At 74.2% G+C, this 10722-nt stretch carries 11 protein-coding genes; 4 read left to right on the top strand and 7 right to left on the bottom strand.

Going from position 1 to position 10722, the window contains the following annotated elements; all coding sequences use genetic code 11:
- Positions 1-19: 19 nt before the first annotated feature.
- Positions 20-748 carry a thioesterase family protein gene (locus C8N24_RS30490; protein WP_121257373.1) on the top strand — a complete coding sequence of 243 codons (729 nt, stop codon included), beginning with the start codon at positions 20-22 and terminating at the stop codon, positions 746-748.
- On the opposite strand, the gene C8N24_RS30485 is transcribed toward C8N24_RS30490, so the two are convergent.
- Entirely contained in the window at positions 715-1734 is a 1020-nt protein-coding gene (locus tag C8N24_RS30485) for an RNA polymerase sigma factor (RefSeq protein WP_170179529.1), read from the bottom strand. The two genes, C8N24_RS30490 and C8N24_RS30485, sit on opposite strands and share 34 nt — an antisense overlap.
- Before the next feature lie 82 nt (positions 1735-1816).
- Here C8N24_RS30485 and C8N24_RS30480 point away from each other — a divergent pair, with 82 nt between their 5' ends.
- Genes C8N24_RS30480 through C8N24_RS30470 form a run of 3 tightly spaced genes read left to right on the top strand, consistent with a single transcriptional unit; the run spans position 1817 to position 3667 of the window.
- Complete coding sequence (locus tag C8N24_RS30480) at positions 1817-2245, top strand: hypothetical protein (protein ID WP_147448060.1); 429 nt, start codon at positions 1817-1819, stop codon at positions 2243-2245.
- A 34-nt stretch (positions 2246-2279) separates the two neighbouring features.
- Positions 2280-2816, top strand: coding sequence for an RNA polymerase sigma factor (locus C8N24_RS30475; RefSeq protein WP_121257367.1), 537 nt, complete (start codon positions 2280-2282; stop codon positions 2814-2816).
- Positions 2813-3667, top strand: coding sequence for a hypothetical protein (locus C8N24_RS30470; protein WP_121257364.1), 855 nt, complete (start codon positions 2813-2815; stop codon positions 3665-3667). Before C8N24_RS30475 ends, C8N24_RS30470 begins: the two co-directional genes overlap by 4 nt.
- On the opposite strand, the gene C8N24_RS30465 is transcribed toward C8N24_RS30470, so the two are convergent.
- The 6 genes from C8N24_RS30465 to C8N24_RS30440 are packed head-to-tail and all read right to left on the bottom strand — an operon-like array spanning position 3664 to position 10719.
- Positions 3664-4413 (bottom strand): ABC transporter permease, encoded by a 750-nt coding sequence (locus C8N24_RS30465; protein ID WP_121257362.1) that lies wholly within the window; start codon positions 4411-4413, stop codon positions 3664-3666. The two genes, C8N24_RS30470 and C8N24_RS30465, sit on opposite strands and share 4 nt — an antisense overlap.
- Before the next feature lie 52 nt (positions 4414-4465).
- The gene (locus tag C8N24_RS30460; protein ID WP_121257360.1) at positions 4466-5251 is read right to left on the bottom strand and encodes an ABC transporter ATP-binding protein; all 786 of its coding nucleotides are present in this window, start codon (positions 5249-5251) and stop codon (positions 4466-4468) included.
- Positions 5248-5838 (bottom strand): GNAT family N-acetyltransferase, encoded by a 591-nt coding sequence (locus C8N24_RS30455; protein WP_121257358.1) that lies wholly within the window; start codon positions 5836-5838, stop codon positions 5248-5250. Before C8N24_RS30455 ends, C8N24_RS30460 begins: the two co-directional genes overlap by 4 nt.
- Positions 5835-7463, bottom strand: a complete 1629-nt coding sequence (locus C8N24_RS30450) for an IucA/IucC family protein (protein WP_121257356.1) — start codon at positions 7461-7463, stop codon at positions 5835-5837. Before C8N24_RS30450 ends, C8N24_RS30455 begins: the two co-directional genes overlap by 4 nt.
- Positions 7460-8686 (bottom strand): lysine N(6)-hydroxylase/L-ornithine N(5)-oxygenase family protein, encoded by a 1227-nt coding sequence (locus C8N24_RS30445; RefSeq protein ID WP_121257354.1) that lies wholly within the window; start codon positions 8684-8686, stop codon positions 7460-7462. Before C8N24_RS30445 ends, C8N24_RS30450 begins: the two co-directional genes overlap by 4 nt.
- Positions 8683-10719, bottom strand: coding sequence for a GNAT family N-acetyltransferase (locus C8N24_RS30440; protein ID WP_121257352.1), 2037 nt, complete (start codon positions 10717-10719; stop codon positions 8683-8685). Before C8N24_RS30440 ends, C8N24_RS30445 begins: the two co-directional genes overlap by 4 nt.
- Positions 10720-10722: the final 3 nt, after the last annotated feature.

Below are 10722 nucleotides of genomic sequence, written 5' to 3'. Positions count from 1 at the left end.
ATCGGCATAGTGCGCGCCGATGAGCTTCGACGAGATCGAGCCCGGCTGGGAGACGCCGCGCGGCCCGCACGGCGGCTACGTGATGTCGATCCTGGCGCGGGCGATGGAACGCGCGGCCGGCCGTCAGCCCCGCTCGCTGACCGTGCACTTCCTCCGCCCGCCCGCGGTCGGCCCGGTCACCGCGAGCGCCACCGTCGAGCGCCAGGGCCGTTCGCTGACCACGGTGACGGGCCGGCTCGAGCAGGACGGCAAGCCGGTCGCGCTGGGCCTCGGCGCGTTCGCCGGCCCGTACGACGCGCCGAGCGTGGGCGAGGTGCCGATGCCGGACGTCGCGCCGCCGGCGGCGCAGTCCGATCCGCTGCCGGGCGCGCCACCCTTCACGCACCGGATGGACATGCAGCCGCGCTTCGGCGACGAGCCGCTGAGCGGGTCGGACCGCACCCAGGTCGGCGGCTGGATCGGCTTCCGCGACGGGCGCGAGATCGACGGTCCTGCGCTGTGCGTGCTGGCCGACGGCTGGTTCCCCGCGATCTGGCCGCGCCTGACCGCGCTGCATCCCGCGCCGACGATCGACCTCACCGTGCACGTCCGCGCGCCGCTCCCGGTGGCGGGTCCGCTGCTCGCGCGCTTCACCGCCAAGCTCGCGCGTGACGGCTACTTCGAGGAGGACGGCGAGCTCTGGACCCGCGGCGGCACGCTGGTCGCGCAGTCGCGTCAGCTCGCGTTGTTGCTGCCGCCTCTGGAATAGGTGCGGTCGGCCTTAGGGGCGTCGAGGCGCTTGCTCTGCTCGATCGACCAGGCGCGGAACTCGGCGCCGCACGCCTGCAACGCCTCCTGCGTGCGCGGGCAGCGCTTGAGCTTGCGGATCTGCGCGGCGTAGCCGGCCGGGGTCGGCGTGGGCGTCGGCAGCGTGCGCGGGGCGACGATGGCGTCCTTGCGCGACGGCGTCGGTGTCGGCGTCGGGGTGGCGGTCCGCACCGGCGTGGCGACCGGGGTCGCGACCGCGGTCCGGACCGGCGTCGCGGTCGGAGCCGGCGTGCGCCGGGGCTGCGGCCGCTCGCGCCGCGGCTTCGGCCGCGCGGTCGGCGTCGGCGTGGCGGTCGGCTCGGCGGTCGCCGCGGGCGCGACCGCCATCTGCCGCACCACCGGCGCTTCCACCGACAGCGACGCGAACGCTCCCGCCGCCACGCACAGCCCGGCGCACGTGCGTCCGGCGGCCGTCCCGGTGGCGACCTGCAGCAGCTCGGCGAGCCGGGCCACGAACGGCGCGGGCAGCGCACCGGCCACGCGGCGCCGCAGGCCGCGCCGGGCCCGCGACACGAGCTGCTTCGCGTTCTCGGGCTCGACCTCCAGCCGCGCGCCGATCTCCTCGTAGGAGCGGTCCTCGAGCGTGCGCAGCAGGAGCGCGTCGCGCTGGCGGCGGGGGATCGCGTGCAGCGCGCCGAGCACGCTGCGCACCCGCTCGCGCATGACGACGACCTCGGCCGCGTCGCAGGCCGTGCCCAGCTCGGGCGGCTCGGCGTGCGGTGCCTCCCGCGTCCCGCGCAGCGCGTCGACGGCACGGCGGTGCGCGACGACGTGCAGCCACGCCTTCGGGTTCGCGGGCGCCTCGTCACTCGCCAGGGCCGCGGCGAGCGCGTCCTGGACCGCGTCCTCGGCCAGCTCGCGGTTCCCGAAGCGCCGCTCGAGCGAGCGCACGACCGCGTCGCGGTGGGGGGAGAAGAGGTCGGTCATCGTGGTGAGTCGTGCGCCGGGCGGCAATCGTGACACGTCTTTTTCCGCGTCACGCTGGGGCTGCCCGCACCGACTCGAGGGCATGAAGAAGCTCCTCATCACCACCGCCCTGCTGTTCGCCACCGCGGCCGCGCCCGCAGTCGCCGCGCCCGTGGTCACGGGCAGCGTCGCGCTCGACGGCCAGCACGCGTTCGACTGCTCGTGGACGCAGATCCCCGAAGGCGAGGACTGCCTCGCGATCGTCGGCGACGCCGCCGACGAGGTCCGGCTCCTGCAGCGGCACGACGCCCAGCAGGCCACGATCACGGTCGACGCGTCGGCGATCGGACGCGGCGTGATCGAGCGCACGGTTGCGCGCCGCGCGGACGGCACCTGGCTCCTGCGCGGCTCCTCGGCGCATGGCGCCTGGGGCTTCGTCTGCGCCGGCGAGCCGCTGCGGTGCGCCGACTGGAAGGCGGGCACGAAGAAGACGATCGCGAAGGCGACCAAGAAGGTCACGCGCAAGGCGTGAACTTTCGCGGCCAGAATGCGCCTATAGGGCGTAGATGGCCGTGACACTTCCACCACAGGCCGCGTCATCGGACGCGGCTGACCTGGCCGGGCCGCCGCCGCGCTTCCACGCGGTGGTGGACCGGCACTTCGATGCCGTCGCGGCGTTCCTCGCCCGCCGCGTCGGCCCGGACGCCGCCGAGGACCTCGCCCAAGAGGTCTTCGTCACCGCGTTCCGCAAGCGCGCGAAGTTCGACGCCCGCTACGACAGCGCCCGCCCGTGGCTGCTCGGCATCGCGACGCGGGCCGTCGCCGGCCACCGCCGCGCGGAACGCCGGCAGCTCGAGCTCTACCAGCGGGTGCTCGCCGCACCCGCGCCCGCCGCGCAGGTGCGCGAGGAGCTTGACCCGCACCTGTTCGCGGGCCTCACCGACCTCGCGCGCCGCGACCGCGACGCGTTCCTGCTCCACGTCTGGGGCGACCTGGCTTACGAGGAGGTCGCCCAAGCGCTCGACATCCCCGTCGGCACCGTCCGCTCGCGCATCCATCGCGCGCGCCGTCAGCTCACCGCCCACCTCGGAGGCGCCCGATGATCGACACCCTCACCGACGAGCAGCTCGCCGCCGCCCGCGCGCGGACGCACGAGCGCATCAACGACCTGCTCGTCACACCGCCGCGGCGGTCGCGCCGGCTGCCCGCGCTCGGATTCGCCGTTGCCGCGGCGGCGGCCGCCGTCGTCGCGTTCGCGCCCGGCCACGGACCCACCCGGCTCGCCGAGGCCACGGCCGCCACCACGCTCCGCGGGTTCGATCCCCAGCCGCTGCCGACGCTCGCTCCCGGCGAGTACTACGCCGTCCGCGTCGTCCAGCGCGAGGCGAAGGATCCGGCGGACGCGCTCGACCTGCGCTACTGGGCCGACGCGAACGGGGCCGGCCGCGAGCAGACCCTCAACGACGGCAAGGTCGTCCGCGACAAGCCGCTCGGCGGCCCGGAGCCGGTGCCGTCGACCGCTCCCGCGCACCCGCGCTGGCCGACCGATCCGAAGGACCTGGAGGCGTACCTGCGCGCGCAGGTGCCGACCCCGCCCGGCGCCCCGCGGCACGAGCCGACCACGCGCGACTACGTGCTCGCCGCCTCGCAGATGATCGTCGACCCGCGCGGCACGCCGCCCGAGACCCTCCGCGCCGTGTTCGCGTTCCTCTCCGGGTTGCCCGGGATGAAGCTCGTCGGCGACGTCACCGATCCGCTCGGCCGGCCCGGCAAGGCCGTCGCCGCGGACGGGGACCCGCAGATCCACGAAGGCGTCGGCGTCGAGCTGATCGTCAACCCCGACACGGGTCGGCCGCTGGCGATGGTCCACTACCGCGACGGCGACGTGAACCGGCCGTGGCTGCAGACGATCCGCACGGAAGGCGTCGTCACCTCGAGCGACGAGTTGCCTTAGCCCCAGGTGCGCTTCGGCGCGTCCAGGCGGAACCGCCACAGCGCGATCCCCGCGAAGGCGGCGGTGAACGCGGCGAGCACGGCCAGCGGGCCGAGCACGTCGCCGACGCCGCCGCCATCGAGGATCGCGGTCTCGTAGCCCTGCATCGCCCAGTACACGGGGGAGACGGGCGCGATCGGCTGGACCCAGTCCGGCAGCGAGTCGACGGGCACGAAACCGCCGCCCAGCCCGCCCAGCGCCATCGCGCCGAGGTTCGTGACGGCGTTGACCTGCTGGATCGTCGACAGCGCCGCGGCGGCCGCCAACCCCGCGACGAGCACCAGCGCGGCGAACAGCGCCGCGATCAGCACGACCGCCGGCCAGGACCCGCGCACCTCCAGGTCGAGGAACAGCACCCCGAAGCCGAACAGCACGACGTGCTGGGCAGCGACCAGCAGCGCGGGAACGGCCAGCTTGCCGCCGACCAGCCGGCGCCCCGACAGCCCGGCGGCGCGCAGCCGTGGCCAGGTACGCCAGCCGTGCTCGCGGAAGATCGCGAAGCCGACGACCGCGATCGCGAAGGACGCGAACACGCACGCCATGCCCGGCACCGTCTGGGCCGAGCCGGGCGCGCCCGCGTGACCGCCGGCGGCGAGCGTGGACCGCATCGCGTCGCTCAGCAGCGTCATCAGCACGAGCGGCATGCCGACGAGCACCGCCGCGGGCACCGGATCGTGGCGGAGGAGCCGCAGCTCGTTGCGGATCACGCCGGCACCGGCGGTCGGCCCGCGAGGTCGTCGCCGGCGAGCGCGGCCGGGGTCATTCCGCGCTCCTCCGCCCCGTCAGCGCGAGGTAGGCGGCCTCCAGCGACGGCCGGATGACCTCCGCACGCACCACGTCGTCGCCGAGCCCGTGCAGCGACGTGCCCGGACGGCGCTCCACGCGCCCGTCCGCGTAGGTGATCTCCAACAGCGCTCGCGCGTGCCGGGTGACCAGCTCGTCGATCGTGCCGGAGGCGATGATCCGCCCGCGCTCGAGCAGGGCGACCTCGGCGCCGAGCTCCTCGACCTCCGGCAGGTAGTGCGTCGTGTAGACGACCGCCGCGCCGTCGGCGGCCAGGCCGCGCACGGCGTCGAGGATGGCCGAGCGCGTCTGCGTGTCCGCGCCCGCGGTCGGCTCGTCCAGCAGCACGAGGCGCGGCCGGTGCACGACCGCGATCGCCGTGTGCAGCCGCCGCTGCTCGCCGCCGCTCAGGCGGCCGGCGGGACGGTCGGCCAGGTCCGTCAGCACGAAGGGCGACAGCCACCGCTCGGCGCGGCGCCGGGACACGCCGTGGAGCTCCGCGAACGCCCACAGGTTCTCGCGCACGGTGAGCGACGGGTAGATCCCGATCTCCTGTGGCGCCAGCCCCGGCCGTCCGCACACGACCACGTCGCCCGCGTCCGGCGCCAGCAGGCCCGCCGCGATCGAGACCAGCGTCGACTTGCCGGCGCCGTTGGGGCCCAGCAGCGCCACGATCGAGCCGGCGTCCACGGCGAAGTCGACGCCGTCGAGCGCCACCCGCTCCCCGTAGCGCTTGACGACTCCCGTCAGCGCGAGCGTCATGCCGAGACGCGACGGCGGCGCGCGCTCAACCGCTCGAAGTCCGCGCGCTCGCAGACCATGAACGCCGCCCGCTTGTCGGGGAGGTCGATCTCGCCGACCTTGCGGAAGCCGAGGAACGCGAGCAGCGACAGGAACTGGTGGTTGCGCACGTCCGGCTCGCCGACGATCCGCAGCACGCCCGGCCGCTTGAACAGGAACCGCACGACCGCGCGCCCGATCGCCACCGAGTAGCGCCCGAGGTGCTCCTCATCGCCGATCAGCACGTGCGCGCCGATGTCGCCCGGGAGGATCGGCGCGTGCGCGCCGAGCACGTCGCGCGCCGGGTCGTAGACCTCGATGTAGCCGACCGCCATGTCGTCGACGTAGCCCAGCAGCGGCGAGCGCGCCGGGTCCTCGTTCTGGCGCACCAGGTAGTCGCGGATCCAGTCCTGCGGCCAGTCCATCGCCCAGAACGGCACGACGTGCGGCTTGTGCATCCACGCGTGGAGCAGCTCGGTGTCGTGCTCGGGCAGCGCGGGCCGGGCCCACAGCTTGCGGTCCAGCGCCGCCTCGTGCTCGGTGTGGACCGCCAGCTCCGGGTGGCTCATGGCGCCAGCGGGTTCGTGATCCAGCCGACCGCGGCGGCCACCGGGCGCTCGGCCGCGTCCTGATAGCCGCGCTCGAGCATCCGCACGCGGTTCAGGCACAGCTTCACGAACGCCGGCGCCTCCATGTCGAACAGCGCGAAGCGGTCCTCCAGCTCCGGGAAGCGCGACTGGTAGCGCGCGACCGCCCGCTCGCCCAGCGCCCAGAACGCCGCCTCCGCGAAGCCCATCCGCTCCTCCAGGATCTCCGCCAGGTAGCGGTGGACGCACACGAGCAGGCCGCCCTGGATCCACTGCACGAGGATCGCCGCCTCGACGCCGTCGCCGAGCGCCGCGCGCACGTCCTCGGGCATGTCCGCCAGCTCCGGCAGCGGGTCGGACGAGACCATCATGTCGTCCACGAAGTCCTTGACGACGAGCCGCACCGGCACGTCGTCGCGCAGCACGAGCATGCAGTTCTGCGCGTGCGGCGAGAAGGCCGCGCCGTAGCGGTAGAGCATGTGCAGCAGCGGCGGGAGCGTGACCTCGTGCAGCGCCGCGATCCAGTCCGCGACGGCCAGCCCCGAGCGCTCGACGAGCGCCTCCACGAACGACCTGCCCGCGGGGTCGCGGTGCAGCAGCGCGGCCAGCGAGATCGCGCGCTCGTCCGGCTCCAGGTACGCCTCCACCGACTCACGCCAGATCGCGCCGAGCAGCTCCGTGTGCTGGTACGGGACGTCGGCGACCGCCTCGAACGCGGGATGCGCGACGGACACGCTGGCGACCTCGCCGAGCAGGATCACCCCGGTCTCGCGCAGGAACGGGTCGCCCAGCGCGCGCTCCTGCAGCCACGCGGAGAGCCGCGGCGCGGCGAGCGTGCGGTCGCGCGGCAGGCCGCGCCAGACGCTCGTGTTGAGGATCGAGAGCGCGAGCTTGAGGTGATGGCGCCCGGGCTGGTCGGCGTCGCCCAGCGTGCGGATGGACTGCTGCGGCAGCCAGCGTCCCTCGCGCTCGCCGAGGAAGCGGATGCGCCCGCGCGCGATGTCGCCCGCGTACAGCTGCTGGATGCGGTGATCCCACTGCCACGGGTGCACGGGCACGAGCGCGCCGACGTCCTGCCCGCGCCAGTCGGCGTCCGCCACGTCGAGCCAGTAGACGGGGACGGGCCGGTGCGCCTCGGGCGCGTACCGGCGCAGGTCGGCGGCGCCGAACCCGACGCGGCCCTTCGACGCGACGATCCACGGATGCCCGCGCAGCTCGCCCTCCAGCTCCAGCGCGTCGAGGTCGATCAGCTCCACCACGGGCGCGCCGCGCTCGAGCTGCTGCGCGTCGCTGACGAGCGTGGACGCGATCTCGCCGATCAGCCCCGCGGTCGTCGACGGGTCGACGCCGAGCGCGGGCGCGCCGATGGCCACGACCATGTCCGCGTCGGGCAGCTCGATCTCCACGCCGTCGCGCGTCGCCCGCAACGAGGCGGGATCGACGCGCGCGTGGCCCATCGAGCGGCGCGTCGCCGTGTAGTGCAACGTCAGCTCGCCGAGCGTCAGCTGCCACTCGTCCCCGATCTCGGGGTGCAGCAGCTCCTCGAACTCCAGCTCCGTCAGCAGCTTGGCGATCAGCTCGCGGTTGGCCCGCGCCCAGGCGCTCATGCGGCCGCGACACCAAACGACTGGAATACGTTGCGGTCCCGCACCGCGTACACGTCGCGGCCGGCCAGCGCGTTGACGATGACCGCGTTGCGGTGCGCGCCGAGCCCGAGGTCGGGCGCGCCGACGCCGTGCGTGTGCAGCTCGCCGTTCTGGACGAACAGCGTGGACGGCGTGCCGTCGGCGAGCCGGAGCCGGTAGTCGAGCTCCACGACGGGCCGGCCGGCGCCGTCGCGGGCGAGCAGGTGCGCGGGCACCGGGATCGGCGCGGGCTCGTAGCCGGTCGCCAGGATCGTGAGGTCCGCCTCGTGCGTGAACGCGACGTCCTGGTCGAGCTGGTGGAAGTGCAGCCGGCGCCCGTCGACGCTGCGCAGCTCGCAGCGGGCCGCGTAGCGCACGTCCGGCTCGCCGTCGATGCTGCGCCGGTAGAGCAGGTCGAAGATGCGCTCGCTCGTCTCCGCCGACATGCCCTTGTAGAGCAGGTCCTGGCCGGCGCGCAACGCGTCGCGCTTGGCCTCGGGCAGGCCGTGGAAGTACGCCGTGTACTCGGGGCTGAAGTGCTCGAGCCCGAGCTTGGAGTACTCCATCGGCAGGAAGCCCGCGCTGCGCGTGAACCAGTCGACGCGGCCGCGGCCGTGCTCGAGGACGTCGGCGAAGATCTCCGCCGCGGACTGGCCCGAGCCGATCACGGCGACCGAGGAGGCGGTCAGCGCCCGCTCGCGGACCCCGAGGTAGCGCGACGAGTGCGTGAGCCCTTGCGCGAACGCCGGCACCGTCGGCACGCAGCCGACGCCGAGCACGACGTGCCTGGCGCGGTGCTCCTCGCCGCGCGTCCACACCGACCAGCCGCCGGGCGCCGGGCGGATCGCGTCCACGCGGTGGTTGAAGCGCACGGCGTCCAGCTGCACGGCCACCCAGCGGCAGTAGGCCTCGAACTCGCGTCGCAGCACGTGGAAGTGCTCGCGGAAGTAGAAGCGGTACAGCCGGCCCTGGTCGTGCAGGTAGCTCAGGAACGAGAACGGGCTCGTGGGGTCGGCGAGCGTCACCAGGTCGGCCAGGAACGGCACCTGGATCTCGGCGTCCGGGAGCATCAGCCCGGGGTGCCAGGCGAACCCGTCCTTGTCGTCGAAGAAGACGGCGTCGACGTCCTCGAGCGGGTCCAGCAGCGCGGCGAGGCCGAGGTTGAACGGGCCGAGGCCGACGCCGATGACGTCGTGCCGGCTCATCGCTCCCACACCACCAGCGCGGCGCGCTTGTCCGCCAGGTCCAGCTCGGTCAGCACGGCACCGCCGAGCGCGTGGCAGAAGGCCAGCATGCGCGCGTTGCGCACGTCGGGCTCGCACACGGTCCGGCCCGGGTTGCCGTCGATGAGCCGGCGGACGAGCGCGCGCGGGACGCCGGTGCCGCTCGCCTCCTCGGACACCAGCAGGTGGAAACCGCGGTCGTCGGGGTGCGCGTCGTAGTGCCAGGCCAGCTCGTCCTGGAAGACCCAGTAGGTCTCCACGTAGCCGAACGGCTCGCCGTCGGCGTAGGCGATCAGCGGCTCCAGGTGCCCGAGCGCCGCCAGGTACGCGCCGACGTCGTCGACCTCGCCCCACCACCGCGCCACGCGGGGCTCGCGCAGCCAGCGGCCGAGCAGCGCGTGGTGGGTCTCGTCGACCGGGACGAGCTCGATCTCGGGGGTCAGCGGGTTCGGGATGGTCACGTAGACGGACTGGGTCGAGATGTCCCCGACGAGCTCGTCCATGTCGTGCAGGCGCGTGCGCAGGTTGGCCTTGCACGGCCAGGTCGTGTCGTCGAGCAGGCGGTCGAGCAGCGTGTGCGGGTAGCGGCCACCCGCCTTGCGCTGGCGCTGCAGGGTGTCGCGCAGGTCGCGCAGCAGGATCCGCTCGTCGATGCCGCCGCCCGCGCCGAGCGCGTCGACCACGCCGAGCGCGTTGTTGAGGAACGGGTAGTAGACGAGCCGCTCGTCGGCGAGCACCTCGGGGGAGATCGACTCGCTCGCCTCGCCGTGCTCGGGGAGGACGGCGGCGATGTCCGCGTGCGCGGCCTCGCGGTGGAAGTAGCCCTGGCTGTCGCGGATGAGCGCGTGCGCGGGCATCCCGTCCTCGAGGCGCAGCAGCGTGTTCTGCTGGTGCGCCTCGTAGGTGAGCCCGACGTCCAGGTACAGGCGGACGAGGCTCACGATCACCGTCTCCAGGTACGCCTGGAACCACTCGCGCTCACGGCCGTGCGCGAGGTTCGCGAGCCGTGAGCGGCCGCCGAGCGGGTGGTCCTGGCAGAGGACCGCGAGCGCGGAGACGTCGCCCTCGAAGCGGTTCTCGCGCAGCAGGACGCTGAAGCCGTCGTGGTCGGGGATCGAGAGGTAGGCGGGATCGTGGACGACGGTCAGGTGCGGCGCCGCCTGGCGGGCCTGAGCGCCGACGATCGTCTCGTCCAGCCGCTTGGCCTCGACCGCCCGGCGCAGCTCCTTCGGCAGCGTCACGCGCATCGAGTTCGTGACCCGGGCGTGCAGGCTGAACTTGAGCTGGTACGGCCAGTCGTCGTGGTACACGGTGCGGATCGAGCTCGTCGGCGTGACGGGCTCACCCTGTGGACCGAGGTCGATCACCGCTCCGGACGCGAACAGCTCCGCGGACGCGCGCGCCAGGAAGCCCGCCTCCCACGGGTGGACGGGGAGGAGGATGCGGCCGGGCTTGGCGGACTGGCCGAGCAGGGTCTCGGCGAGCCGCGGCGCCGGGATGCCGGCCGCGGAGTCGTGCACGACCGCCCGCTCGTCCACCGACAGCCAGTGGAGCGCGAACCGCGAGCGCAGCTCCGGCGCGTACTGCGCGAGCCGGCCGCTCAGGCCCTTCGGCGTCGGGTGCAGCGGATGCCCGAGGACGAGCGCCTGCTCGGCGTCGATGAACGGCAGCGGCTCGGGCGCGAAGAGACGGTCGAGGTCGTGGGCGCGCGCCTCGACGTAGCCGGCGACGGCGTCGACGCTGGTCTGCACGCGGTCGAGGAGCGCCTCGGGCGACGTGCCCGGGTCCAGCGCCTGCGAGATCCGGCGCGCGAGCTCGGTGGGCTCGATCGGGACGGGGCCGAACCGGTGGTGCAGCGTCGAGGACCGGTAGGTGAGCCCGGCGACGAGGCCGAGGGTCGGGAAGACGGCCTGATCCCCACGGAACAGGGCGGTTCCGCCCTCACGCAGGAAGCAGTTGAGCAGCGTGGTGGTGGCCGCCAGCGCGGCAGCATCCTGGCGAGGCGGTGCAAGCAACCC

Source organism: Solirubrobacter pauli, assembly GCF_003633755.1.
Lineage (GTDB): Bacteria > Actinomycetota > Thermoleophilia > Solirubrobacterales > Solirubrobacteraceae > Solirubrobacter > Solirubrobacter pauli.
Note: the sequence above shows the minus strand (reverse complement) of the source record. Positions and strands in the feature narration are given on the sequence as shown.